Annotated in this window: 26 protein-coding genes; 2 read left to right on the top strand and 24 right to left on the bottom strand. The window is 45.1% G+C overall.

The genetic code is table 11. The annotated features are described in order from the left end of the window. Positions 1-72: 72 nt before the first annotated feature. Complete coding sequence (locus ACK28X_RS07580; protein ID WP_412058428.1) at positions 73-588, bottom strand: hypothetical protein; 516 nt, start codon at positions 586-588, stop codon at positions 73-75. Between the two features lie 114 nt (positions 589-702). Then, positions 703-936 (bottom strand): hypothetical protein, encoded by a 234-nt coding sequence (locus ACK28X_RS07585; RefSeq protein WP_412058429.1) that lies wholly within the window; start codon positions 934-936, stop codon positions 703-705. A gap of 53 nt (positions 937-989) precedes the next feature. Between ACK28X_RS07585 and ACK28X_RS07590 the strand changes: the two genes are divergently transcribed. Beyond that, entirely contained in the window at positions 990-1151 is a 162-nt protein-coding gene (locus tag ACK28X_RS07590) for a hypothetical protein (protein WP_412058430.1), read from the top strand. 10 nt (positions 1152-1161) lie between these two features. Here the strand turns inward: ACK28X_RS07590 and ACK28X_RS07595 are convergent, their stop codons facing one another. Continuing rightward, a complete protein-coding gene (locus tag ACK28X_RS07595; RefSeq protein ID WP_412058431.1) occupies positions 1162-1920 on the bottom strand; it encodes an antA/AntB antirepressor family protein in 759 nt (252 codons plus the stop codon). Between the two features lie 1338 nt (positions 1921-3258). Then, a complete protein-coding gene (gene terL, locus ACK28X_RS07600; protein ID WP_412058432.1) occupies positions 3259-4950 on the bottom strand; it encodes a phage terminase large subunit in 1692 nt (563 codons plus the stop codon). A 44-nt stretch (positions 4951-4994) separates the two neighbouring features. Between terL and ACK28X_RS07605 the strand changes: the two genes are divergently transcribed. Next, entirely contained in the window at positions 4995-5741 is a 747-nt protein-coding gene (locus tag ACK28X_RS07605; RefSeq protein WP_412058433.1) for a phage tail tip lysozyme, read from the top strand. Positions 5742-5762: 21 nt separating this feature from the next. On the opposite strand, the gene ACK28X_RS07610 is transcribed toward ACK28X_RS07605, so the two are convergent. The 20 genes from ACK28X_RS07610 to ACK28X_RS07705 all read right to left on the bottom strand — a co-directional run bounded on the left by ACK28X_RS07610 (position 5763) and on the right by ACK28X_RS07705 (position 24792). Further along, entirely contained in the window at positions 5763-6011 is a 249-nt protein-coding gene (locus tag ACK28X_RS07610; RefSeq protein ID WP_412058434.1) for a hypothetical protein, read from the bottom strand. 359 nt (positions 6012-6370) lie between these two features. Next, positions 6371-6628 (bottom strand): hypothetical protein, encoded by a 258-nt coding sequence (locus ACK28X_RS07615; RefSeq protein WP_412058435.1) that lies wholly within the window; start codon positions 6626-6628, stop codon positions 6371-6373. Between the two features lie 13 nt (positions 6629-6641). After that, a complete protein-coding gene (locus ACK28X_RS07620; protein WP_412058436.1) occupies positions 6642-8192 on the bottom strand; it encodes a phage tail fiber protein in 1551 nt (516 codons plus the stop codon). A gap of 18 nt (positions 8193-8210) precedes the next feature. Next, positions 8211-11966, bottom strand: coding sequence for a phage tail tip lysozyme (locus ACK28X_RS07625; protein WP_412058437.1), 3756 nt, complete (start codon positions 11964-11966; stop codon positions 8211-8213). 77 nt (positions 11967-12043) lie between these two features. Further along, entirely contained in the window at positions 12044-14371 is a 2328-nt protein-coding gene (locus ACK28X_RS07630; protein WP_412058438.1) for a hypothetical protein, read from the bottom strand. A 52-nt stretch (positions 14372-14423) separates the two neighbouring features. Then, positions 14424-14978 (bottom strand): hypothetical protein, encoded by a 555-nt coding sequence (locus ACK28X_RS07635; RefSeq protein ID WP_412058439.1) that lies wholly within the window; start codon positions 14976-14978, stop codon positions 14424-14426. After that, positions 14978-15466: a hypothetical protein gene (locus ACK28X_RS07640; RefSeq protein ID WP_412058440.1), complete on the bottom strand. Its 489-nt coding sequence runs from the start codon at positions 15464-15466 to the stop codon at positions 14978-14980. Before ACK28X_RS07640 ends, ACK28X_RS07635 begins: the two co-directional genes overlap by 1 nt. 8 nt (positions 15467-15474) lie before the next feature. Next, the gene (locus tag ACK28X_RS07645) at positions 15475-17814 is read right to left on the bottom strand and encodes a hypothetical protein (RefSeq protein WP_412058441.1); all 2340 of its coding nucleotides are present in this window, start codon (positions 17812-17814) and stop codon (positions 15475-15477) included. A gap of 2 nt (positions 17815-17816) precedes the next feature. Continuing rightward, on the bottom strand, positions 17817-18380 hold the full coding sequence (locus ACK28X_RS07650) for a hypothetical protein (protein ID WP_412058442.1): 564 nt from the start codon (positions 18378-18380) through the stop codon (positions 17817-17819). A 79-nt stretch (positions 18381-18459) separates the two neighbouring features. Further along, entirely contained in the window at positions 18460-19422 is a 963-nt protein-coding gene (locus tag ACK28X_RS07655; RefSeq protein ID WP_412058443.1) for a phage capsid protein, read from the bottom strand. A gap of 186 nt (positions 19423-19608) precedes the next feature. Next, positions 19609-19773, bottom strand: a complete 165-nt coding sequence (locus tag ACK28X_RS07660; protein ID WP_412058444.1) for a hypothetical protein — start codon at positions 19771-19773, stop codon at positions 19609-19611. A 142-nt stretch (positions 19774-19915) separates the two neighbouring features. Beyond that, the gene (locus ACK28X_RS07665) at positions 19916-20122 is read right to left on the bottom strand and encodes a hypothetical protein (protein ID WP_412057727.1); all 207 of its coding nucleotides are present in this window, start codon (positions 20120-20122) and stop codon (positions 19916-19918) included. Beyond that, positions 20109-20537 (bottom strand): N-acetylmuramoyl-L-alanine amidase, encoded by a 429-nt coding sequence (locus ACK28X_RS07670; RefSeq protein WP_412057728.1) that lies wholly within the window; start codon positions 20535-20537, stop codon positions 20109-20111. The genes ACK28X_RS07665 and ACK28X_RS07670 overlap by 14 nt, the downstream gene beginning before the upstream one ends. Next, positions 20537-21175 carry a capsid assembly protein gene (locus ACK28X_RS07675; RefSeq protein ID WP_412058445.1) on the bottom strand — a complete coding sequence of 213 codons (639 nt, stop codon included), beginning with the start codon at positions 21173-21175 and terminating at the stop codon, positions 20537-20539. Before ACK28X_RS07675 ends, ACK28X_RS07670 begins: the two co-directional genes overlap by 1 nt. A 3-nt stretch (positions 21176-21178) precedes the next feature. Then, complete coding sequence (locus ACK28X_RS07680) at positions 21179-21367, bottom strand: hypothetical protein (RefSeq protein ID WP_412058446.1); 189 nt, start codon at positions 21365-21367, stop codon at positions 21179-21181. Continuing rightward, positions 21364-22932 carry a portal protein gene (locus tag ACK28X_RS07685; RefSeq protein ID WP_412058447.1) on the bottom strand — a complete coding sequence of 523 codons (1569 nt, stop codon included), beginning with the start codon at positions 22930-22932 and terminating at the stop codon, positions 21364-21366. The genes ACK28X_RS07680 and ACK28X_RS07685 overlap by 4 nt, the downstream gene beginning before the upstream one ends. Further along, positions 22932-23141, bottom strand: coding sequence for a hypothetical protein (locus ACK28X_RS07690; RefSeq protein ID WP_412057733.1), 210 nt, complete (start codon positions 23139-23141; stop codon positions 22932-22934). Before ACK28X_RS07690 ends, ACK28X_RS07685 begins: the two co-directional genes overlap by 1 nt. 13 nt (positions 23142-23154) lie before the next feature. Further along, positions 23155-23619 carry a hypothetical protein gene (locus ACK28X_RS07695; protein WP_412058448.1) on the bottom strand — a complete coding sequence of 155 codons (465 nt, stop codon included), beginning with the start codon at positions 23617-23619 and terminating at the stop codon, positions 23155-23157. Further along, the gene (locus ACK28X_RS07700) at positions 23543-24118 is read right to left on the bottom strand and encodes a hypothetical protein (RefSeq protein WP_412058449.1); all 576 of its coding nucleotides are present in this window, start codon (positions 24116-24118) and stop codon (positions 23543-23545) included. The genes ACK28X_RS07695 and ACK28X_RS07700 overlap by 77 nt, the downstream gene beginning before the upstream one ends. After that, positions 24094-24792 carry a hypothetical protein gene (locus tag ACK28X_RS07705; RefSeq protein ID WP_412058450.1) on the bottom strand — a complete coding sequence of 233 codons (699 nt, stop codon included), beginning with the start codon at positions 24790-24792 and terminating at the stop codon, positions 24094-24096. The genes ACK28X_RS07700 and ACK28X_RS07705 overlap by 25 nt, the downstream gene beginning before the upstream one ends. Positions 24793-24922: the final 130 nt, after the last annotated feature.

Consider the following 24922-nt stretch of genomic DNA (forward strand, 5'->3'; position numbering starts at 1 on the left):
ATCGTTAGACACAAAGAGCCCTTAGCCATGCTTTAGGCATAAGCTCTTTGTGTGCTCTGTTAATTGGTTTGATTAGGAGGCTTGGTCTAAAATTCCACTGTCGATTTCTGTGTAGCCGCCTAGTTCTACGCAACCTGTAACAACCGTGTTACCTCCAATATGAGCACTTTCTGAAATCCGCGCGCCGCCTTCGATACATGCTCTGTTTCCAACAAGCGCGCTCCCTTCGACCAGAGCGCTATGTGTAATGATCGCGTTACCTTCAACACGTGCTTTTCCTCTAACACACGTGTCACCTTCAACACGTGCGTTTTCAGCAACCGTTGCATCACCACAAACCCTCGCGTTATCCGAAACATAAGCATTGTCTATGACCTTTGCATCATCATAAACACATGCATCATCATAAATACATGCATCATCTGCTACCCAACAATTACCCTCATGGCTTAGGTTATCCTCGCTTTCTATAAAGCCTCCTAAATCACCTACTTTGATATCGTCAAAGTCGCGTAAGGCTTCGATACGGTAGAGTGTATGGCCGTCGATTTCTCTTGTTTCGTTCGTAAGTTGGTATTTCTTGTCCATTGTTTTAGACCTTTCGTTAGACACAAAGAGCCTTTAGCCATGCTTTAGGCATAGGCTTTTGTGTACTGATTAAGTTGTGTGGTTAGGTGTATTAAGGCGCGCTATAAGGACGCCTTAATAAAGACAATCGCTCGCTTTGCCTTTATCTTGCTTAATAACTTCTTCAATGGTTGTTGGGGTTTTGTGTGCTGTGGTTGGCTTATGGGTTTCAAGACCAAAAGCGGTGGAAATGATTAACTTTAGCATAAGTACTGTAGGATAGACGACAGCAATTAAAATAAGGGGCATTGTGCAAAAACCCGCAAGAACCATAATCCAAAAATTTTCTCTTTTAGTGAGAGAATTCATGAAAAATCCTTTCTTCTGTTTAGAGGTATGAATATTGATTAGGCTTTTCACCAATGATCTTAACGAAAAAGCCTTTCGTGACGTCTTGCGTTGTTTGGTCGTTTATTCGTGCTGGTACGACCTTTATTGGTGCATGTGGAATTAGCTGTTTAGCGGCCTTTAGCGCGGCCTTGCGCGAATTGAATAAGAGTGGTTGTGGATACACCATTGATTGATTACAACGACTTAGTGCACCGTAGAGAGTTCGGTGGCTAACTTTGCAAGGCCTTTAGCGGTGATACGTACTGATGTTACTGTTTTATTGCTTCCATAAATCCATAAGGAGGTAACTTTCGTTTCTAAAAAACCACTTTGGATTTTGTCTTGGTAAGGGATCAGTGGTGCGCCTTTCTTGTGTCGATACGCCCATTTTGTGTGTTCAAGATAGCTAGTAAGGAATTTAGGTCTTACCTTTAAATTTTTGGCCGCCTCATAGAGCGTAAAAAGGCCGTTAGAGTTCGCTAGCTTGTCCAAGGCTTCTGCCTTTGGCTCTAAGGTTTCTATGATTTCCTGTTTGTGAATATTCTCCAGTTTGAGTTGTTGGTTCTCGTCGCGTAGGTGCGTAAAGACACCAAGAAGGACTCGTGGACTAGAATAGTCTATTTGATCGTAGTTTGGTTGTAAGGCCTTTAGGCGGCGTTCACATTCTATGAAATATTGGCGGGCTTGCTTTCCGCGTTCGTTTTTCTCAACCATGGACAGCTCTTTCGCTACGTCGAGGGTTAGGTGATACTCCTTTAAAACCACATTTTGACGCTCCCCAATTTTGGGGAACGTTAAAAAATAGTCTTCGTTTTCCTCAAAACCGTACTGTTGAATACGGGCTTTTATCCAAGTGCTAAAGTCCTTACCAATTTTCAAAAAGGCGTGGAGTTCACGTGCGTTGACCGTTTGCACTGCAGTGTTGTTGAAGGTCTTTGATTGAATGTGAATGAGTTGTTGCATTTTCATTTCCTTTCGGTTGGTGGATTGTTGAACTTGTGTTCTAGAGGTGACCTAAGGCTAGCTTAGGCCGTTGATGAGAAGACTACAGAACACACCAAAGGCGTTCAAAGGAACACCTTAGGTGCGCCCTGCGTGTGCAGGACGGCTACATTTTGGACTGCGCGTCATGTAGCTAACGCCCCTCTTTTGCTGGAAAAGTTAAAACAATCCATGCATAAGAAGAATATTCAATTGTCAAAGAACAAATCGAATTAACGATTGCCCTAATGGCTATCATTGATATTTTTATCTTGTCAACAGGAAAAATGAAGATTATGAAATTATTTTCAAACAGCAATAAGTTAAAAACAAAAGAGGAACAAAGAAAAACATAAGACTACGAAAAAAATAGAGAAACCAACCTAAAAAAGGCCTGATTTCTCTATTTTATATTATTACATTTTATTTTTTACAAGGAAATCCAATGAGTTAGTGTACGCGTGTGACTAAAGATGTGACCACGACTCACAAATTAAGTCTCATAGCCCAACCATACGGGGGGATACGCGCGCTCTATTTGATTGATTGGGTATTTCAAATTTTTTGGTAATTTTTAAACCACCCTAATCCCCGTTCAGCATCTTAGGGTCGAGATGAAGTCCAACACATGTTAGCCTATGAAACGACGAGGCTAACATGTGTTGGAGGACGGGTAGTCGACAGTCTCTGCGCCTACCACGGGTTGATACATTCCTTACAAACCTAGGGCTTAACGGAGGTTTAGCAAGTTTGTAAGGAATGACTTAGCTTATCAAGGAAAGGAACTTGTAAGCTAATTTTTGATAGAGATTTTTTAAGTGAGTCGGGAGTAGGCATGTGTTTACTCACGCCTTTATCAGCCTTTATAACCATAGTAATAATTTACAATTAAACTTATGTTTAACTAAAGCTAGCTAAAGGTAAACTAATAGATAGCCTATAGAAACTTAAGGTATCTATAATAACCTTTATGTAATCTATAACTTAACTTATATTATAACTTAAGTTAGCTATAGGTTATCTATTAGTTTATGTTTAGTTCATTGTTTAGTTTCGTTTGGTTCATTTTTGGGTTTGGTTCTTCCGTAAGGGTACCCTAATTCTAACCATTTGATTTTACACAATAATTCAATGATTGATTTTGCCTGATTTTTTGTCTAATTTTGTCTACGGGAAGTCGTCCGGAAGGTTTAACCTCCAAAACCTTCTAGGACGCCCTACAAGAGGCGTTTAGTCTCTTTTGATGGTTTGACCAAAAGACCACTAAACGCCGCTGTATGAGCCTCTATGAGCCAAATAGAGCTATTCTAATCTGTATACTCAAGCCAAGGGGTCGTACACCAATGTAGGACGCTTGGTTTTGCCAAACGGGGTGAAGGCTCTCATCTTCCGAATGTGCTCTTCTATGATCTTCTGTCTTGATTGTTCGGCGGCCTTTTGGGTGTCTCTTCCCATGGCATCTGTCCAATAATGGACGGCAATAGCCAAGGCATCTAGCCTATCGTCTTTCATCAAAGATCCTCTATCACGGGTGATACGGGTCATTTGGTAGAAAAGCTGGTAACGGTTTCGTTGCTCTATGGCGTATGTTTGGGTTGACTTGAAGTCTCGTTCAATCAAACTACGGTCAACTACCAGCCTATGGCCGTTCATCACGGGTTCCAAAGTGTCGACGATACGTCGCTCCTTTTGACCAACGGAACGAACACTATCCCTAATCCTACATGGATAGATCCTTTGCATAACCGGTGTAAGCAATTTGTTAAACATACCGTCACCAAAGTTAGGTTCTATGATGATTTCTTTTACGCTATATTGCTTAGCTGTGTGGGCTAGTCTTTCTAAGACGTCTTCTTCATAGCCCCGTCTATCGCCTCCTGCATCCAGCAAGAAGAGTCGTCCATTAAGCATAGAGACAATGGCATAGGTGGTTTCATCCTCACCCCGTCCTGATGGGTCAATCGCCATGATAGAGCCCGTATAGGGTTGCCAATGCTCTTTAGACACCATAAACGGCCTATAGAGCCTATCGCCGTCAAAGCCTACTGTTGGTACCTCTGAGAGGCAAAGAGAGGGGTCATTGCCCCAAGCAAGCTCTACGGGGGCTAATTTGGGGTCGGTATCCATGACGATAAGATCACGCAACTTAAGGGGATATTTGTCGGCATCTGCAAGACTTGTGTCTAACATGAATTGCAAGGCAAAGCCCGCGCGGCCGTATTCGGCTTCTTTCTCAAGGAGTATGTGAGAGCCAAAGCGTTTACAAACCGGTTGATTTACTAATTTGGGGTTCTTTACTAAGTCTTGGACAAGGTGTTCAGCAAGCTTTGCACCGTAACGCATCTGTTGTTTTTCTGTAGGGTATCTTGCGGGAAGGATACGTATCTCATAGCCGCGTTCGGGTAGGGCGTTGTAGATTGATTGTTCTGTTTGGGGTGTGCCTAGATAGATGATTTTAGAGGTTTCTAGCGGCTTAAGGACGGCGGCAAATTCTTTGACAAGTTCTTTGAGTTTATCACGCATCATCTGTGTTGCAGAGTTGCCTGTTACCTCTATATCATCAGCAATAATCAGATCAGCACGAGAGCCGGTTAATTGGCCTGTGATGCCTACAGATTTAACCGAAGGTGACTGATCAGCCGTTGCAGGGGCAACATCAAAGGATATTTTGGAAGACCTTTGACCGTCTCTTGGCCGCAAATGTTGCAAGAGGGGCATCTGATCAATTAATTTTAAAACAAAGCTTGAGAAGTCATCAGAACGGCTTTTAGAGGCTGATACGACCATGATTTTAATTTGGGGGTCGTTGAGAAGTCTCCAGCAAACATAGGCGGCGGCGGCGAAAGACTTACCAACACCACGGAACGCTTGAATAACAAGACGATTAGAGCCGTTGGCTAGCCATTCTGCTAAGATATACTGTGATCGTGTAGGCGGTGGTAGGTTTAGATGCTTCCAAACGAAGAATAGAAACACTCTAAAATCTTCTTTTGGGTTGCTTATTTTGTGCATATTCTGTAATCCTCCTTGGGTTAAATGTTAGGGGAAGTGGACTGATGGGGATTTTTGGGATGAGAATAGGGAAGGTTTTAGCCGCGTTTGGGCTGTGCATGGTTTTGTTCTGTGTACCAGCGGGGGCTGATGTGAAGGAAGAATTAAGCGCTATTGATAAGGATATTAATTTCACAAGAGAGCAGTTGAGACACTTTGAAAGTGAAAGCTATCTAGGAATAATAGATGGAGAAAAGTTTCTTTCAATGATATATAGCATACAAGATAGCTTATCTAGAATTGAATATAATCTAAACTACTTTTGGTATAAGAACACTGATAGTAAAATTGATAATGATATTTATACAATTCGTATGAATCTTCTTTCTCTACAGATTGAGTTAGAAAGGAATAGATCTGATTTAAAATTATATAAGCGTATTCGATTAGCACGCGTTTATTTTAAAAAAAATTGGTTGCCTTACCAAATTCCGGCAATTTTAAGTGGACTTTTTCTAGATGGTACAACGTTTGATAATGATAATAGAATGTTTAATAGCAAATGGTACCCTGATGACTATAACCAAGATATAGGCATAGCGCATTGGAATAAACGAGTCCCTGAGCTTAAGGCTTATGCCAAAGAAAAGGGGGAAGATTGGCATAATTTAAAGATCCAACTAGACTTTTTTCAACAAGAATTAGAAACAATAGCTCCTAAGGAGATAGTGCGCTTAAGAAATTCAAAGACTGAAGAGGAGGCTGATAAAGCCTTTGATGATTTTATGAACTATTATAACACTATTAAGTAAATCCTCCCCCCCCGTCCTCCTCTAGTTCACTAACATACTCCTTAAGCTTCTTTCGGCTTCTTCCATGGTTCTTGTTAAGTTCTCTGTGGCATCTTGGCTTTGATCAAAGGCCATATCAATACCGTTATCCTTTAGGAACTTGACAATAACCGCCCAATCCTTGGCCTCACATTCGCCGCTTTCTAGTCTTGCTAGCATGTCTTTTGCTATGAGATTATGGAGGCGCTCTAGAAGGTCAAGACTAGCTTTTTGTGTGTTTTCAGTCATCATTACTACTCCTGTTTTTCTTGTTTTTGCGTCGACGTCTTTTAAACCATGACCCAAGGCGTATGATAAGCCAAATGATGCTAAGTATCTGTAATAAAAGTGCCATTGTATGTGAGACTGTCAACAACCAAGGCAACCAAAGCGGGCTATACAAGGCGCCTCCGGCTACGATTAGATCTACACTGTCTTTAAAAGGCGTGTCTGTGGGTGGAGGGAATGTGTTCATGATATCCTTATTTTGTTTTTACATATAAACGGCCATAGAGAGGCGTTTTGCTTTTGGCGGTGTTAACTACCAAAAGACATTAAAAGCGCTTCTATGACCGTTTTAGATAGGTTAAAATTGATTTTAGAGGAACACGTTAGGACGCTTGGTCTACTTTGGGTTCTTCTGTTGGTTCTTTAGGTTCAACTAAGAGTTCTTCTTTGAGATCTCCTTTAGGTTCCTTTGATAGTTCTTCTAGTGGTGTTGGCGGGGTGAATTGGCCGTCTTTATACGTCCAACCAATACCCGCCTTATCAGAGGGAATAGCTTCCCCGTCATCGAATGGATAGGTGTAGTTCTCGGGCGCAACGATTGTGTTAATCACCACGCCCTCTTTTACAACTGCGTAATACATGCTGTGTTTCCTATTATTTTGGGTTGAGCCATATTTTGAGAAGGAGCATACCAGCGGCTCCTTTTCCACCAAGGCCATTATAGCCATCCCCCATGCCTTTATAGCCTTGGCCGCTGCCGCCACAGCCACCACCGCCGCCAGCTGGAAATTCACCATCAGCACCATTGTCTCCGTTGCCAGCAGGGCTAGCTGGTTTAGTTGGCGTGAGCGGCTTAGCGGGCGTACCTTGATCGCCACCTGCGCCTCCTTTGCCTCCATAGGTGGAAGCGCCTCCAGCACTTCCTTTGGGGTTATAAAATGTGTCATATGATGCAGTGCCGCCGCCACCGCCGCCGCCACCGCCGCCGTAAATGGACGCTCCACCTTGGCCTCCTCTAAAGGCTCCACCACCGCCACCATAAGCAGAAGAAGACGCTAACTGATAAGAGGTACCACCCTTTACGCCTCCACCTCCCTTACCACCATTGCCACCACCTCCCTCACCGCCGCGGGCTAATATAACAAGGTCACCGCCAAGCATGGTGTCGCCACCATCTCCGCTTATATGGCCCCCGTTGCCAATTATAAAGGCGTCTTGGTCTTCTAATTCTTTCTTAAGAAACTTCTTGATGACACATTCACCACCACCACCACCACCTCCTCCTCCTCCTTCAGAGCGATTAGTATGGCTACTGTAAGCACCACCACCACCACCGCCCCAAGCCCAAACCTCCACAAGACTTGTATCTTTGATATCTTTAGGCCATTCAATACGGCCACTCTGCGTATATTTGAGTTCTATATCGGGCTTCTCATCTGACGGTGTATAGTCGGGAATAGGTGGGGGTTCTGGTTGTGGTGTGGGGCGCGGCGCTGGTGGAGGTGGTTTGGGAAGCGCTTCTATGATACGTTCTATGTGTCGTTCTACAATAAATTGCACATAGGCCTCACTGACAAGACCTTGCTCTCCTTTATCGCCTTTGTCGCCCTTATCTCCTTTGACACCTTGTAAACCGCGGTCGCCTTTGTCGCCCTTATCACCTTTTATGCCTTGGATACCTTGTAAACCACGGTCGCCCTTATCACCTTTTACGCCTTGGATACCTTGTAAACCGCGGTCGCCTTTATCTCCTTTCACGCCTTGGATACCTTGTATACCACGGTCGCCCTTATCACCTTTTATGCCTTGGATACCTTGTATACCACGGTCGCCCTTATCGCCTTTCACGCCTTGAATACCCTGTATACCTCGGTCTCCCTTATCACCTTTTACACCCTGTTCACCGCGGTTTTCCTCAGCAACATAAATCGCCTGTTGGGTTAATTCATTGATATAGAAGGCGGGGATTGGGCGGTTGTTTTCAACTATGTAAAGAGGTTCGGTTGGTGTTTGCCGAATGATAGTAACAAAAGCCCCCGAAACGGGGGCGGTTGCTAGCTCTATTTTTGTGTCATTAAGCCAACGATAGGGCTTTTGTACCCCGTTCACTTCAACAATGATATGTTTTTGCCGCAAGTACGGCATGGAAACGGTAAAAGCCTTGGTAGTACCGTCCGCTTTATAAGTAACTTTTGATTTATTCATGGTGTCCTTTACTTTGAATTAATGGTGTGGATGGTCTTCAATAAGACCGTTTATACCCGCTATGAGCGGTAGGGAATTGCCCCATGGAAGGAGCCGAAATATTGCTTTGATTTGACTTTGCGTAAATCCTTTATCGCTTGTAGCGCCGTCGGCGGTTGTCTTAAAAATGGTTGATGCACTGTTCATAAGGTCGACCGTTGGACTACCCCAAAGTGCCGACATGGACGACCCCGAACTACGTACGTTACTAAATTGGGGCTTTAGATGTGCAAAGGGGATAATAGGTACTGCTGTGTCATAAAGTGTTGGTAAGATAGAGGCCATTGAAGCCCGTCCAAAGCCTGATCTCAATAGGTAAGCGGGGTCTTTTAGGTTAGCCATAAACCGCTCTTTGCCTTCTTCTGTGGTTAAGTTAGAAGCGTCATGAATGAGCTGTGCTATTACACCAAAGAACGTCTCTGCCATTACACCAACAAAAAGCGAAGGATTGGTCATGATAAGGTGGGGATACCTAGCATAAAGCCTCATATGGTTAAATTGCCATAGGAGGGCATGTGACCACGCCCCTAGGGTGAAGGTACGAAACTGTAGAAACATTTGTGCAAGGGGATTATGCATCCACTTAGACAAGGCGCCTATGTCGTTCTCTTGTACAATCTTATTGGTAGCACGATTGAGAAAGAGCTTATATTTAGAGACAAGTTGTGGTTCCCATTTCGAAAATTGCAGATCTGTAAGCTTATTTCCGTCATATAAGGCGAAAGCGTCCATATGCTGGAGAAGGGGTTCTAGATCTTCCTTACCCATACCTAGGGTTGCCCAACGCGCCTTATCTAAAGCGTCCATTTTTGAGAGATCAAATACCCCTTCACTGGTTTTGAGTTTCTTAGCCATTTTTGCTAGCTTAGAATTGAACTGCGTTATGACCATTTTTTGTTGGGCATTGGTAATGGCGTCCATAAACGATAGGTGAGAGGTAGTTAATGCCCCTAAACCCAAAGCGTGATCAAGCTTTTGCCCAAGGGTCGCGGCTACATCCTTAGAAGTTTGCAAGGCGGCGCCTAACGCGTGTGGGCTATGGCGTAAATGCATCAAGCCTAGCCCTGTCATTTCTGAGATCTCATCAGTGAGTGCATTTGCAAACACTCTATTGCCTGAGACAAGGTTAACGAGGCTTTTCACCATGTGAGCGGGGTGTAGAATGGACGTTGCCCCTAAAACGGTGATTGTTTTAGCTACTTCGGGAAGTTGGTTGAGCCCCATATTTGACATAAGGCGAATAAAGTTATAGGTACGCGCCCTTTGCAGTGCCTTTGCAAGCCATGTGTCGTGCCCTTCTAACGGAATGTCAAGGAGGCGTTTATAGAGAAACTCTATATTGGCTAAGGCGTTGTTTAGCTTGTTGGTATAGTCGAAACTCTCCTTTCTATAATAGTCTTTATAAGCATCTGAGAGCCAATGTTTAACCCGCTCTAAGTCTGCATCATTGCGAATACCATTAAGGGCAATCTCTCCCGTTTGTGGGTTTTTGATGAGTGTTCTTGCCAAGGCTAAGCGCCCTGCGGCTGATGAAGTGTATTGCTCCATGACCGCTACGGCGTCTTGATTAAAGAAGTCATACACTTTTAAAGGCATGGTTTGCCCATTTTTTAAGCGAATGGTTCCTTCGTGATTATAGTCCAGTAGTGAGCGTCTTTTTGCGTGACGATAGTTTCCTTTCTCTTTGGTTGTCTTGCCTATGACACGTTCCATAGTTTCGTAGAGTTGTTCGGCTTGTTCACGGGTGACACCACCATTATAGGCGCTATCAGCTTGAACGGCCTTGATAAAGTCCTCCTTATTGGCCTCCATAAACTGCATACCCATATCTCTTTTTAGGTTGTAAGAGGCGGGGTGTAGGTTAGTAAAATAGGCCTTACCCCCTTTTAGGGCTAAATCCCTTGGTAGTTCGGGGTTACGCTTTTGGAAGGCATCAGCCAAGAGTTCGACCACTGATTGTTCTTCAACGTTGGCATGAAACCAACGAACGTGCCTCTTATCGGGGATAAGCGGGGCATAACCTCCTTGAATAAGGTCACCAATGATCCCTTCTTCGTGCAGTTGTGCGCCCAAGTCTTCAAGAATGGGGCGTATGGCTCCTGCGGCGGCCTTTACGTGCGGGTTAGGGGAACTATTGGGGTTATGGAGTTCTGCCATGACGTTTCTTGAGAACTCATAAGCGGCCTCAGCTTTAGTTTGTATGTTCCAGCCCTTGAAACCAAAACTATTTAGGTATCCTTCTAAAGATTTATCATAGGAAAGCCTCCACTTTGGCCTTGTTTCGCGAATGAGAGCGCTCTTGCGGGTAGCGGCGCTATCGGGTGTGGCATCAAAATTGGTAAACCCCGCGGTTTCATCAGCTAAATTAGCCATAATCATACGCTCTTGGGGTACTTTTGATGTTGTTCCTTGCCCTGTGATATCTTGACGTAAGACACCACCAAAGCCTTTGCCTACATCTTCATCGTTTATATTCATGAAGGCGCTACGACTATGGGGAAACTCTGTTGGGCTTTCTGCTGTGCTAAGCGGGGCTGTAGGGTTCCCCTCAGATTGCACCGCGCTAAGCATATGTTCAGCAGTAGGGGCGGTCTTTGAGTTTCGTCCTAGCGTCTTTATGAGTCCGGAAGTACCAGCGTGTACTCCCATGAAAACGGCTGTACCAACCCCTGCGCTTATGGCGTCCTCTAAAGGGTGCGCGTTAGGTTCATTAAACATTTTTTTAGCGCCGTAACTCAGTATGCCTTCGGCTCCTGCATTAAGCGCGGCCTCCCCTGCAACACGGGTTAGGAAGGACGCCCCTTGAAGACCACGCCCCGCCCAACCAAAGGGAAGAAGCATAAGAGCCTCGGGGATAGCTTCCCCTATGAAATAACCCGCCGTTGCATCCCTACCGCTAGCCTCATAGCGCCTTTTTCTATAAAGATCTGCGTCTATATAGTCTAAGGCATAGTCCAACCACTTTTGGGAAGTAGCGGAAGCAATAAAAGCGTGATAATCTTCGGGATAGCGGCTTTTTAACTCTTCTAGCTTGCCTTCTTTAAATTTGAAATGTGGGTCGTTCCAATCATAGGATAGCACACTGTCCCAAGCGCCATGTGCATAATGGGCTAGGGTATTGTCGTATAGGAGTCCGTTCTTAACACTCTCCCAAAAGCCCATAGAAGGGGGGATAGCGTAGGGGTTAAAAGGCTCGGGTGCACCAGTAGGGGCGTCGGGTGAGCGAATAAACGTATGGCGAATTTCCCCTACACGCGCTGGGAAAAGCTCTTCTACTGGTGGTAAATATTCCTTAGTGGGTAGAACGCCGCCGAAGTCTTGGTAAATATGTTCAGAATAACCAAGCCTTTTGTCATAATGCATAGCGTATTCTGCGCCTTTATTAGAGCCTTGCGGCCTAAGAAAGCCAATCACAGCGTCGTTAGCTTCTTGCACATTTTTAGCTTGTTGGAGTTTTACCCCTGCTTTGTGCTCGGTGGTTTCTAGTTCATGTTGGGCAAATTCTAATTGAAGATCAAAATCGCGCCAATCCTTGCCCTTCTCGTTGGCATAGGCCAAAAGCGCTGGGGCGCGGTTGTTCCATTGCGAAATCCCAATAGCCTTGCCTTGGTCACCTATGACATTTGGGTCAAGGCCGCTTTCAGCTATGAAATTACCTACAATGGCGGCGGCTTGGTGGGGTGCCCAACCTTTTCCTATGAAAAAGTCGCGCGCGTGTTTAACTCTGTCGTCCATATTATATTCCTGTTTGATAGGGGGATTAAAAAAGGCGCAAGAGGGGTTAGAACCCTCCTGCGCTTATTGCATAGAGCTTATTTTTGAACTTTGTTTAGCTCTTTTATAGCTTCTTGTAATTTTAGGCGTGTGCGCTCGTGCTGTGCTTTATGTTGTTGAGTCGCTAAGTAGGAAGGTAGTCGGCCTTCTACCATGTATTGCTTTTGAAGATCGTCTACCTTCTTAGCCTTATCTGCTATGACTTTGGCTTCTTGTGCCCTCTTTAGCGGTTCTTCCCTGTATTCTTTGACAAGGTCTTTGTCGGATTTTGGGTTTTTAACAAGATTACCTGCTAGCTTATCTTGAAGTTCGACGGGTGTATACATTGCATTATAAGCAAGTCCCATACGATCCATAAAATCAAGATCCTTAAGTGCTTCTTGTCTTTGCCAAACTTTAGCCGCCTTTAGATCTTCTTCATAAGAAGCTTTCTGAAATGCATCGCGTAGATCGCTCTTTGTAATAGGAGTGACATTAATTTGTGCACCCGTATCCATATCATGGACATAAAAACCCTGATTTTCGTCACCCGCAACATAAAGCCTATCCAAGGATACTTGCGGTTTGCCTTCTGCATTAACACGCCTTTCTTTTGTGGCTTCCTGAACGCTTGCCTCAACTACCCTATCTAGTACTTTGAAATACTCACGCGGTACGGATTGGGAGTTAGCAATAAGCACACCATTATATACGGGTAAATGATTGATCTGTGCTGTAACTTTTTCTTTTATAGCACCATAAGACCCCCCGTGTTCTACGTTTGACTGTACAAGTTTATTAATGATTGCGTAATTAAGACGTGAAGTCGTATCAAGGCCTGTGGAAGAACTTTTTACACCCCTTCCATTGGCTATATCTTGTACTAATTTGGCGCTTTCTTCCGGCTTAACCCTAAGATCTCTGCGTTCAGCTTCTGATTTATTTTCCCAATCGCTAGCGGCCATTATAGCCTCCTTAGGGGTTAGATCAGAATTCGTGCGGTTTATGATATAGCCCTTAAGAAAATTGAATGTAGCGTCATTGGGGGCTAACCGTCTTAGGTAGCTTTCATCAAGACTACCTATATCGCGCGCTAATTCGAATTTTTGAATAAGGGGCGCGAACGCTTCTTCGCTTGCATCATTCTTTGCCGCGTTTACTTTTGTTAGAAGGCCGCTAAATTGCCCTTGCCAATCTTTACTAAGAAGGCCTGTGTGGCTATAAAAATCCCAACGGGTGATAAAGGCTTCCTTTTGGGCGTCTTCTAAAGAAACACCAGCGGCTAGCCTTTCTTTGGTTTTTGCTTCCACACCGTCTTCAAAACTTTTTATAGCGCCGTCACGTAAGTATTGCGGGGAGCGATTGTCAAACCCCGTGCCTTTCTCATTAGGGATTGAAACGGGCTCTATCCTATTCTCGTCGCCCCCTTGCTGTAGATAGGTAAGGGTTTTGTTAAACGCTTCTTGTTCGGCTTTTTGATGTGTATCTAAAGCTTCCTTAGCGTGAATTGCGCCATAGAGAGGGCCGGTATAGTGTTCATATTGTACATTCTGCCCAAGAGGTACACTCAACTTACCTTCATCATCTGTAAGGGGGTGATCAAGGACGGCCTTAGCCTCTGCTATATGTCCTTCCTTGAGCAAGTCTTGTACCTGATTAAGGAGTAAACTGTCTCGCTCGGGTGAAGTCATGTGATAGGAATAGGTATATTTGGAAGTGTTTTCTACCATAAGCTGGGCAATGCCTATAGGAGATAGGTTTTGTTTCCTAGCATCTTGGACGTCTTGACCTATTCTATCATGAATGACCGAAAGCACTTGTCCTTTGGCATATTCGTTCTTTCGTTGGTTATATTCAAGGATTGTTCTTGTTCTGTGCTCGTGTAATTGGCTATAGAACATGTTCTGTGCCATAGAGTTGGGAAGGCCGTCTGCAAAGTGTTTTGCCATAGTATCATAAGTGGCCTCTATACCCCCTTGCTTGGGGTCGAAGCTTTGTGACTCTAACGGGGCAAAGCTTTTACGGAACTCATTAAGGGCATTATCTGCTAGTAACCTATTGTTCAGTTGCTCGCGTACCCAAATACCACTGGTGCTATTTTCAAGAGAGGCGGCTTTGAGCTCTTGTGGGCTCATGCTTTGTAATTTGGCTAAAGCCTTCATATTCTCTTCGGAATAGGGATTTTGCCTTTCGTCTTCGTATCTATCTATATAAGCATTCAAGTTGTGATTAAGGGTCGATAAGGCTTGAAAGAATTGTCTTTCTCTGCCGCCTACCTCGCGCCTAAGGGGTTGGATAGTGGGGCGATTAGGAACACCTGCGGGCTGTAGGGGAATGGTTGGAAGACGCAAAGCATCAACATTCGTACCAAAAAGTCGTGTACTCATGGAATATCCTATGTAAATTGTTTGGGAATAAGGCGGGGGGGTATAGGGCGTGTTAGCGCCTATACCTTGCTTTTCTGTCTAGATAATCGTTATAATTATTAAGACCTACCCCTGCGCCCTCAAGGAAGGCGCCTAAAAGGCTTGGCTTTTCGGGGATAGCTAAAGAGTTAATTTGATTTTGACCGCTATATAGGGCGGCTTTCATCTCTCCTTGTAAATAGTCGTGCATCATCCTTTGGTTGCTATCAAGGGTTGTTTGATTGTTTCCTGCTTGGCGATAGATATCATTCAAAACATGACCAACACTATTGCCTCTCACACCACCCTCTGATGCCGCAACCTCGCCTTGCGAAATCGCTCTCGCCTCGGCAAGTTTGTTTGCAGATTGCTGTTGCGCAATACTCATATCCTCTTGAATGGCTTTGGTGCCTAGATTGGAATATTGATCTTCTGTTGCCTGAGATGCATTGATTGCGTTTTGTTTAAACGCTTCCATTTTCTCTTCATAGGCGCGCTTTTGACCCTCGTAGCGTTGTTGCACACCCAAAAGGCCTACGGCTGCAGATGCAATGCTAGCAACCGCGCTCGCTCCTGCAAACTCACACATTAATAACACCTCTTGTAGAAATAATGGACGGGGATTTGGCGCGCGCCATGGGGAAAGTGCGTCTCACCTACGCTAAACCCAAGCCATTTTAGCCATTTGATATGCAAGCTATTGCGGGCGTCACACACATTATGCAGAAAGTCATAGTCTTTTTCTAAAGTCTTGAGATAGGCTTGACTGCCCCTTAACACGGCGGTTCTATGGCGGGGCAAGGCTTGTGTGCCAACCATAGCGATACGCCCAAAACGCCCATAGATCTCATGGTTAAGCTTTGAGTCGGGTACAATCCCTATTATGGCAAGGAGTTGCCCGTCCAAGGTGCGCGCGCTAATACATGGTTGTGCATTTAGGTACCCGTATTCTAGATTATCTATAAGCGGGCGGCCTGTTATGTCTTCAACCTCGCGCTTATCTTCAAAACGTGCCAATGTGTTAAGTTCGTCAAGGTCGGTTTGGATTGTTGGTTTTATATCTAAATGCTTGATCATTGAAGTTCCTAACTGATGATTGAAAATACCTTTCCTGTCCAACGATAGGAAAGGAGGCTATAGGGATAGGGGCTTTTATGGCCAAATTTGATTGTGACATCTTCGCTTTGCGCCATGATAGAGATTGGCTTTTGGATTTCTCCAAGCACCACATGGCCAAAGGTGCTGGTTTTGGTGCCGCTTAGTTGAGCAGAAAAGCAATAGGTGTAAGGCTTGCGATAGGCGCGCAAAAGTTCAACATCTAACCCCGCGCTTGCGCCCGTCTCAAAGGTCAAAGCACCAAGGGTAACATTCGTACCCGCAATAGCATTGCCATAGCCGCCTTGATTGTTGGTAGAGCGGTAATGCAATTTTGATAAAACACCATAGCTCTCATAGGGAAAGCCAATGTAAACGGGCTTACCCGAAAGGTTCCCGTCAAGGTATAAGCGGTTGTCTTGCGCTTTGACTTTAGCAAGCGGGTAGCCGTAATTGTCTTGCCAAGCGGCAAAGGCTACGGCCTCTTCTGCTTGATAGGGCAATTCAAAACACGTACAATCCCCTTGGCTATCATAGGTGCCGTTTTGCTCTACCCTGCGGTCAAGACGCAAAACAAATGGCCTCTTATCAGTCCATGTCTCATGGCAATTGATTTTGAGAAGTTCTATACCGTTGCCTTGTTTGGTGACTAAGACTAAGTCTTCATCAAAGAATTTTAAGGCAATGATAGGCGCGTTGATCGCCCACTTCTGCCAAGCAGATTGCACCTTTTCTTGGCCAATCCACAACCATTTATAGATATAAATTGCGTTTGGCTCTTCTTGAGAGACAAGGGCTAGGAGTTTTAAATCCTCGTGTCCCTCTAAAAGAAAAACATTGCGTGGAATATAGCCTTGCACATGATCTGTGATAGAGGAGGCAAGCCCTGCGCCGCTTTCTAAATCATAAGCAAACTCATAGACAAAACTTCCCGAAGGTAGATCATTGACAAAATAAAGCTTGGTACCAAGGCAAAGCGGTGTGACGAGTGCTGAACTTTGATTGGCAAAGAGCGGCTGTATCCGCGCTGTACTTGGGGTGAGTGGTTCTGTCCCTGAGCCAAGCATGAAGGGAATAGACGAGGTGAAGAGTAAGCACCCGTTAGCAAAGGGTACTGCTTGTTGGATATCAGCAATCCCTGCATAGGCAATGGATACATCTATTGGATCGGTATCAAGAGAGGTTCGCGCGCTCTCATTGAAGAAGTCAAAATAGGACTCATGGCGTGAGAGGGTGACGGCTTCCTTTGAGAAGAACCCAAGACGGTTTTTTAGAAAGACAAGGCCGCCTATTGTATTGTCAACAAAGGACGGCCAAGGATTGGTTTTGAGATCACCTGCGCCCCTTGGTTCCCAATCAGCGGGCTTGAATGTGAAGCTCCCGTCCGCTTCGCGTACCAAAAGGTGGGGCATGGTGCTTGGGTCAAGCTTATAGGGAATGTCACCACCTACGGTTTCTTTCCACCGGCCAAGCGCCGCGCCTTCGGGGTGATCAAAGATCACATAGTAGTCGTCATAATCGCTATCCTTTGACCCCGCAACCTTAATGGAAAACCCATTAGGCGCGCGTCTTGGTAGCTCTTCGTATTTCTGCGTAACGCCCTTATGAGCACGAAACTTAGTTTCTGTTGCGCCTTCTGTGCTTACGATAAAATCTTCACCGTCTTTGCGCCAAACCACAACAACATTATCTAGGCGTTGTACTACAAGCGGCAAAGAGCTATTAATTAACTTAGTCTCTAGACTATCAGCAATTTTAGTAGGGCTAATAGACTCTTCACCCTCTATAGCCTTCTTTGCATCTTCATATGGACCACCGGAAGTCCAATGATAAACGCCATGATGATTGATATAGACTGTATACTCCGTATGATACTCGCCCTGTACCACATGGATTAAGGCCGTTTTGGAGAGGGGCGGGGTTTTTTCACTCAAAGTGCGTACCACACGGGTTTTATTGAGTATAAAGGTGTGATCAAGAACCGTAAGTGCCTCTAAATCAGTGGGCGATTGGCTATCAAGGTAAGCATAGCCTTTGGGTGCATTGACTTTATAAGAGCGGCCTTCAAGGTCATAAACCTTGATACCTTCTTTACTAATGAACGCCGTATAGCGCTCCCGCTTATCACGATTGATAAGGTGGATATGGCTATTATCAACGCGAACATTAGTGACCTTACTCATAAAAAGCGCTGGATTGCGTGGTGTAAGGCCGCGGCTAGCTGTTGGAAACTGATTGACACTTTCTTCTAATTGGGCTGGAAAGCGAATTTCGCTTGGTTGACGCGAAACGCCCCCAAGCATATTTGGGCTTGAGCCTTCAACATTCATGCTTACCTCGTGATTTGTTGACTGATATAGGCGTTATTAAGAAGGTTGATACCGCTCGCTTTGATCTGTGCGTTTGTGAAGGCTGTCTTTGCCCTTTGGAGGGAACGCGCGCGCGCTGTAGCTGTAGCCGCCCCGCTTGGAAAGCCTTCGACAAATTGTTCAACACTCAAAGCGATAATGTAACGACGCGCCTCGGGGGGTAAATCATCCCATGAAAGGCGTAAAACCACAGTGCATTGCACCGGTTGGCTGAACAAAAAGGATTGGCGCGAAAGGTCATAGAGCTTGCCTTCACGACGTGCATAAAGGCCACCATTCTCTTTAATATTGATAATTGTATCAGATAAAAGGATTTCTCCGTCCGTGTTGGGTTCAAGCTTGTAATTTGGATAGAGATTAAACCAATAGCCTTGCTCTTGGAGTTCCTCTGTTATTCTGTCTAAGGTGTTGAGCGCTGTATTACCCGCGGGCGGTAGGTTTTCTAATGTTTCGATAGGGTCTTGGCCAATGGTCGCTAAAAGTTCGTTGATCGCTTGGCGCTTTAGGTCGCTATAGGTGTCTTGCATTGTGCCTCATCTAAAATAAAAGACGTCCACGGGTTGAGCGTGGACGCCTTTCGCGTTTTGTCTATGGAAAGAGAGTGGATTAAGCGGCCTCTTCTGTGGTGACTTCAATTGCACATTCGGGGCGCAAAACGCCGTGACCCGCCATATATTTCGCGGTCAAAAGTGTAGATTGATTGGTTGGTACCCAGTCTATAGAGGTGGTCATTTCCTTAAGCATAACCGTACCTACGGCATCTCTATGCATAAGGTGGAACGCTGTCTTAGAGAAATCACCGCGATAGCGTGGAAGTACATCACTATCTGCTCTCTGATCTCCTTGTGGTAGATTAATGGTACTGATAATGGTAATACCAGCAACCGTACCCAACTTACCTTGCGCAAGAGAGCCCTCGCCGCCCCAATTCTTATTAATAAGGTCGGTAGTAGCGGCGGCGGCCGCGTAGGTGGTAGGAGAGACAAAGCAAAAGCGCTCTGTTTGTGGAACTTTTTTGTAGTTAAAAAGCTCCATAGCCTTAAATAGGGTATTCTTGATGAGTTCACCATCAGTAGCAACATCTTTACCACCTTTGATAATAGAGCCGCCGTCACCTCCTACAAAGTAGGACTTTTCGCGTGCGGCTTGAACGGCTACACGTGCTACGTTTTGATCAAACATTGTAGCAAGGGCGGTTCCCATTTCCTGCGAATAGTGAGCACGAAAATCTACTGGACTCATGTCTTCTTCAAAATCAGCAAGATAAACGTTTGCAGCTGTTGGATTGTCTAAAAGAATGGTTACATCGCTATGCTGGAACTTTTGTCCTTCAATAAACGCGCCCGCTTCAAGATACGTTGCTTTTGTGCCCCCAATTAAAGGAAAGGTTGCGGATTTACTCCTTTCAATACGCCGAACTTGATGTCGTTCGCGATATAGGCAAAGAGCATGGTACTGCGCCATAACATCCGTAATAAACTCAGTGCGAAAGAGTGCCCATTCGTCTCCTTGGGCATTGCGTTGCCCTGGGTGAGAAATCATGTCTTTTATAGAAAAGTTTTGTGTCATTTTTTACCTTTTTCTAGGATTGTGTAAAACGAGATAAGACGCTGTCCGCAAGCGCTTTTGGCAAGCTCAGAGCGTCTTAATTGAATAATAAGATTGATAATTTGTTGTTGATCCATACTGCCTTTAGGCGGCGCTTTGGTGGTTTTTGTAAAACACGTCAAAACGTCCGCGGGAAGCGGGGGTAGACTATTCGTCCCATAAGCCGCGCAACCGGTCAACAAGAGTGGTATTAAGGCAAAGATCATGCTTTGCCGTGGATTGATTGAGTTCATTTTCTAAGGCCTTTACCCGTTGTTCAAAGGCGCTTTTCTTCTCCTCATCTTCTAAAAATTGTTTTTGTTGTTGTTCCATGGCCGCTACCCATGCCTTTTTTGTTCTTGATACTGGGCAAGTTGTGCGCGCATAGTGAGATAATGGCCAACACCATACCCCAACAAAGGACAAAGAATAATGAGTACCAGTGTTTGGAAACGACAAAGCAAGCTAGAGAGCATTATTCACCCCCCTTATCTATTTGACGATAATCAAGATGACCAACGCCCATATAGCCGCCATAAATCGCGCCAATAAAGCTTAAGGTCGTCGCAACAATACTCACCCCTTCACCATGATACACACTATAAAAGCATAGCATCCACGCTAGAAGACAATTGCCAATGAGCACCAGTTTAGAGGTGCGCCTTTTGCTAAGTTTTTTCATGAATTAAGCCTCCTAAAGGGTCTTTTTGCACATCAAAGCTAGGACAAGCTTTTTGTGCATATTCATTGTGACCTGCTATTTTTGTAATGGAGGGATAGGCTTTTAGAAGGCGTCTCACACAGTCTATCAGTGCTTCTTTCTGCGCCTTTGTTCTTGTGTCTTTGGGTTGCCCCTTTGCATCAAGGCCGCCAATATAACAAATACCAATGGAATTGGCGTTATGACCCCTTGTGTGAGCGCCTATGTCCTCAACGGGGCGGCCTAGCTCTATGCTAGCGTCAAGACGAATGACAAAATGATAGCCAATCATCCTAAAGCCTCTTTGCCTATGCCAAAGATCAATGTCTTTTGCGCTAAAATCCTGCCCCTCTCTTGTCGCCGAACAATGAATGATCAGTTCATTAAGGGTGCGCATTAGCCAAAATGTTCAACCGAACGCTTAATAGCATCTGTTATTTTACGCCTATAGGCGGGGTCACTCTTATAGCGGGGGTCAGTTTTGGCCGCTACAATCTCTTCCGTACTTTGAAAGATCATACCGCCCTTGGTTTGTTGATTGGCAACGTTTAAAAGCTTGGGCGCGCGCTTATTGAGCTTTTCATAATCAGCCTTCAAAGCCTTAATTGCAAAGGCAACTTGCCCTTTATCCCCGCTATTGACCGCTTTATTATAGGCGTCAAGTTGGGTTTCATCCCAATTCTTGGCCGCCCAATCCTTCATCTTTGTAAACGTTTCTTGACCGCCTACATCCTCAATAACGCCGTTAAAACCTTCTCTCGCTTTCTCATAACGGTATTGCACGAACTCTTGCACCATGTCCTGTGTGATGCCTATTTGTTCTAGCTTCTTGAGTTCTGTTTGCGGGATTGTACCGTCTTCTAACCACTGGGTTTCAATCGCGCTAACATCAACCCCCGCTTGCTCTGCAATATCCTCTGCCTGTTCTGATACTTGATCAGATGAGACTTCCTCAGTAGGGGATTGCTCGCTAACGCCTTCTACATCTGCGGGTTGATCTTGTACGTCTTCTTCATACTCTATTTGGGTGTCCATGGTTTATCCTATACGTGTTATGACGGCTAAACCGTCCTTATGTCCGTCATCACGCCATATGCCTTCACGGTTTGGCGCGTCTTTGGCCTTTACCTCGCCTAGAGAGACTTTGACCTTTGGTTGAGTGTCTTTAGGTTTGTCACTCCCCGTGGGGGCTTTTTCCGGTTTTAGTTCTACTTGTTCTGTTGTCATTGTTCAGATTGTCCTGTTTCCATTTGTTGTTGGGCTAATTGCCCCATTTGATTAACGGCCGCGCCGCCCATAGTTTGCATGGCTTGTTTCATCATCTCTTGTTGGTGTTTTTGTTGGAGCTCTTGTTCACTCATGATTAAGCCGTCGGTTTCAATGTTAAGGCCATTGGCAACACGCAACGAGATTTGATCCCATTTCAAGCTTTCCACCGCTGGACTTTGGCCAATGATAGAGAGAAACTGCATGAGATTTGATAGGTCATTACCCCGCCCTAAAGCGTCCATACCGGTAACAATTTTGGGCGTAGCTATGTTTTTGGGTAGTTCGGGTAACGCGCCTGTGGACTCAAGTTGAGCGATTTGTACCTTGGCTAAGGGCAATTGTAGATCAAGCGCCAAGAGCGAATACACACCCCCTAGCGTGTCTTCAAGTTCACGCGCCATATAACGAATTTCCTCAGCCGTTACCCGCTCGCCCTGCCTTTGTATGGCGGTGTTCATCAAAAAGGCGAAAGCTAAGCGTTGTTGAAGCTCATTCATCATCACCCGTCCAGCTTGGAAATCGTGATCACGCTCTAACTGGAGGTAGCTTACATCATCGCGTGACCCTACTACCGGCTCGCCATTTTGTGCATCTGTGAGATCCTTTGGCTCTAGTGAAGCATTAGGATTGATAAGCGGAATGATCCTAGAGGCTATCGCTACATATTCGCGCATGGATTTTGATAAAGTCTCAAGATGACGAAGATCGCCTAAATATTCCTCTACCAAACCACGCCCAAAACTCTCACCGTCAATTTTATTATAGCGCAAAACAAGAAACGGAAGGGCGTCGGGTTCATATTCGCCTACCGTATCTTCAACCACCACACCGTTTGCCTCTTGATACACCGTATAGGTGCCCTCTTGATTGAGTATCACGTGCGTATAAAGATCTACGGTTTTATCAATAGGCTTGGTTGGTAGTGCCCCTTTACTATCTGTCGTATCTTCATGGGATAGGGGTATGGTTTTTTGCACGTCTTCGGGTAAGGCGGCATAGGCTACGGTTTCTTTGCCTACCCATTCTAATAAGCTACCCGAAGGGTCTCTTTGACACACATATTTATCAAGGCGAAACACCCGTCCGCGCCCTTCTGCTGGAAGATAAAAGGCGGCATTACCGCTTATGACAAGGTGACGAAACACCTCGTAAAAATCTGAACGCAAAGCGCGGCTTTCAAAATCGGTCATAATACGGCGTACATATTGGGCAAAGGCCTTGTCTATCTCATCCTTTGACCCTGTTTGTTCGGTGAGTTTAAACGCCTCCATGGCGTCCACTTCCATTTTTAGGTAGGGTGCAGAAGGTGGGAACAACGCCATAAGAAGTTTAGCGGCAATGTTATTGACGCCGCGTGCTCCTACTGATTGTTCGGGTGTTGTAAAGGTTTGAGAGCCGTCTTGGCTACCTTCGGGGGGTAAAAGGGCGGGAAGGGTGAGTTTAGCACATTTGCGCCCCCTATCTAAATAGGGTTGGCGTGCCTTTTCTAAGGCTTCATAACGCGTTTTGGCGTGACCTTCCACTAGATGTTCACCCCTGTTTTAGACGGCTGGATAGGTGCGCCTACGTCAATACGCAAAGGATTGCGCTTGCGCCTTGATTTTAAACCTTGATCTTTCTTGATCTCTAAAGCGTCGGGTGGGGCGTCGGGGGGCTTTGGTGCTTGGGGGATAATGGTTGGTGGTGGTGCTTGGGGTTCGGGTTTATCGTTTGATGAGCCAAAAATACACATCTTAATTTCCTTTTTATATAGAGCCGTTCTTTTGTAGGCGGTGAATAAGTTTGTTGATTAATTGGTGTTGACCAGTGTGTGCCCAAAACTCACGCTCGCTCCAATTTATGTCGGGGGTGTCGTGTGGACAGATCTCCATTAAATAGACAACCGTCATAAGGTCGGGGGTGAAGTTTATGATATCAACGCGCTTGATTGCCTCGTCAAGCGTATTGACTGAGCTACTCTTTTTTAGGCGGTGAATAAGTTTGTCGATCAATTGGTTTTGACCAACTTTTAGCCAAATTTCACGATCACTCCATTTTATGTCGGCGGTGCGTTGTGGATAGACCTTCATCAAATAAGCAACCGTCATAAGGTCGGGGGTGAAGTTTGCGATATCAACGCGCTTGACTGCGTCTTCAAGCGTATTGACTGAGCCGCTCGCTTGCTCGGGCGCAAAGGACTTCTGTTCCTTCGTCGTTTTGAATAGTTTCATTAAATTTGTAAGCATCTAATAGACCTTCACTTTTGTGATCATTGGGGCGATGTGCGTCTTTTCGAACAATTTTCCAAAACACGGCGCCTCTTTCTTTCAACGCTTCAAATTCATTGGGAAAGCGTAGATCATCAATAATAAGAAAACCGGAAGACAGCTCTTTAGAATGGAGCAGGTTATATTTATGGAGGAAAAGGTTAAGCCAAAAATCCTCACCCATGACGTTACGCCCCCAATCAACCCCTAAGGATTGCATAAGAACACGTGGGCTTTTGCCGCTTAATTCGGGAATGGCTTTCTCTTTAGTATACGTCTCTAGATTTTTAAATGACTCTCTATGATAGCCCGTAGTTAAAATATCGTTGATAAATTTCTTAAGAGGCGCGGCTATAGAGGCGGGGTGGTAGTCGTGACACCTTGCCATATGTTGGGCTATAGTTGTCTTACCTGATTGGGGCGCGGAAGAATAAAGCGCTATGATCCTTGGTTTGGTTGCCATAAAATAGGTTCCTTTGTGTTGAAATTATACTCTCCATGGCGCAAAATTCGTGCCATACGGGCGTTAAGGAGCGCGTCTTCTTCCTTAAGGCCTTGGTGTTCATAGTGGGCAACAATGGCGCGCCAAATATTGTCACATGGAACTTTCGTCCATGTTTGTTTGACCTTGCCTTTGTTCTTGCCTGATTGAATAAGAGACGTCTCACACGCCCATAGAAACGGGTTTTCTACGATTTGTGCGGCTTTTATGGCGCCAATCGTTGGACAGCCCTTATAGCCGTCGCTACTATCACCACTTAAAATTTGGCTATAGAAGAAGGCGTCGGCCTCTTCCTTGCTAATCTCTCTTGGTGCTTTGTCTTTCTTTGGGTTCCAATAGCAACACGCAACCCCCGTTAAGTCCTTATCTTGTGTGACCACTATGTAAGGACTATTTGGCTGTGTACTGAGTAAGCCCATAACGTCGTCGGCTTCTAAGCGCGGCAAACGGCTATGAGCATAATTTTGCTCTATATGTTGAATAAGCGGGGCTAGAAGAAGGGGGCGTGCCTTAGGGTCACGATTGGCTTTGTAAGACGGGTTGAGATTTTTACGAAAATTCTCATAATCTGAAAGAGCAATCAAAACATCTTTGACACCTAAGGTTTGACAAAACTCGTCGATAAGGTGTGTCAAAATGGCGTCGTGCCTCGTCTAACTCCACCGCTACGGCGGTGCTTTCACCAAAATTATAAGTTTCTTGATGAACGCAAGCAATTTGATAGGCGAATAAATCGCCGTCAATAAGCAATTGTGTACGAATGGG

Source organism: Bartonella sp. DGB2 (assembly GCF_046843095.1).
Classification (GTDB): domain Bacteria; phylum Pseudomonadota; class Alphaproteobacteria; order Rhizobiales; family Rhizobiaceae; genus Bartonella.